The 1,697-nt window shown below is 44.2% G+C and carries 1 protein-coding gene; it reads left to right on the forward strand.

The window, feature by feature from the left end; all coding sequences use genetic code 11:
- The first annotated feature begins 115 nt into the window (after positions 1-115).
- Complete coding sequence (locus NQZ67_RS29880; RefSeq protein ID WP_257453148.1) at positions 116-1,567, forward strand: IS1182 family transposase; 1,452 nt, start codon at positions 116-118, stop codon at positions 1,565-1,567.
- Positions 1,568-1,697: the final 130 nt, after the last annotated feature.

Here is a 1,697-nt window from a genome sequence, read left to right on the forward strand (position 1 = left end):
GAGGCCACTGAAAAAGTCCATCTCATAGAAAAAGGTACAGTCATTCAATTAAATTGAAGAGGCTGTACCTTTTTTTCTGTATAATTGAGTCATAACGAAAAGCAGGTGAGTGCGGATGATTAGGAAACAACAAACTTTGGTTCTGAGTCCTTATGCGGCGCTGTATGACATCGTCGTGCCAAAGGACAACATGCTTCGTCAAATCAATGAACTGGTGGACTTTTCTTTCATATACGAAGAGCTCGAAAAGAAATATTGTTTGGACAATGGACGTAACGCCATTGACCCCATCTGCATGTTTAAATATTTGCTGTTGAAGGCGATCTTTGAATTGTCTGACGTGGACATTGTGGAGCGTTCGAAGTACGACCTTTCTTTCAAATACTTTCTCGGCATGGCGCCCGAGGACTCAGTCATTGACCCAAGTTCCCTTACAAAATTCCGTAAACTTCGGTTGAAAGACATGAACCTATTGGACATGCTCATTGGCAAGACGGTAGAGCTTGCCATCGAGCAGAATATCTTAAAGAGTAACTCCATCATCGTTGATGCTACGCATACAAAAGCGCGCTACAATCAGAAGTCGCCGCAAGAAATCCTGCAAGATCGCGCGCGAAAACTGCGAAAAGCCGTTTATTCGATGGATGAGTCGGTCAAACCCAAAATGCCAATAAAGAACACAACCAATGAACTCCAAGACGAGATCAAGTATTGCCAGAGACTCGTTACCTTTATCGAAACCGAATCCAGAGTCGCACAAGTACCGAAAATTCTAGAGCCACTTAACCTGTTAAAGGAAACCATAGAGGATGACGTTGAACACCTTCGCTTGGCGGCGGATCCGGATGCTCAGGTCGGACATAAGAGTGCAGACTCTGCTTTCTTTGGATACAAAACACATCTGGCGATGACCGAGGAACGCATCATAACGGCAGCTGTGATCACCACAGGCGAGAAGAATGACGGTAAACAGTTACAGACGCTGATCGAGAAAAGCCAAGCAGCCGGTGTGGAGGTCAAAACAGTAATCGGCGATACCGCCTACTCCGAGAAGGATAATATTTCATATGCAAAAAACAACGAACTCGAACTGGTATCCAAACTTAATCCGAACATTACACAGGGCACCAGAAAAAAAGAAAACGAATTTCTGTTTAATAAAGATGCAGGCATGTATGTATGCCCGGCTGGTCACATGGCGATCCGTAAGGCCAGACAGGGTAAAAAAGGCGTTGCTAAAAACCAAACGAATACCTACCACTTCGACATAGAGCATTGCAAGCGATGTCCGCTTAAAGAAGGCTGCTATAAAGAAGGAGCTAAAAGCAAAACCTACTCCGTCAGCATTAAATCCGCTGAACATTCGGAGCAAGCGGCGTTCCAGGAAACGGAGTATTTTAAAACCAAAACCAAGGAACGTTACAAAATTGAAGCGAAGAACAGCGAGCTCAAACATAGACACGGGTATGACGTAGCCATATCCTCGGGTCTGCTTGGCATGCAGTTACAAGCTGCGATGGCCATATTTGCCGTGAACTTGAAGCGTATATTAAAGATCGCTGAGTAAGGGTACCCGAGAATACAAGCAAAATAACCTACAAAAAGAAGATGCCCATCCCAATATATGGGTGTGGACATCTTCTTTTTGTTTGAACTTTATTGTTCACTTGAAAATGCGTAAGTTCTTCAGTGGCCTC

This window comes from Paenibacillus soyae (assembly GCF_024623455.1).
In the GTDB taxonomy this organism is placed as follows: Bacteria; Bacillota; Bacilli; order Paenibacillales; family Paenibacillaceae; genus Pristimantibacillus; species Pristimantibacillus soyae.

What these genes read in the sequence shown, in the direction of transcription:
- NQZ67_RS29880 (WP_257453148.1), top strand. Translation starts at nt 116, where the DNA reads ATGATTAGGAAACAACAAACTTTGGTTCTGAGTCCTTATGCGGCGCTG.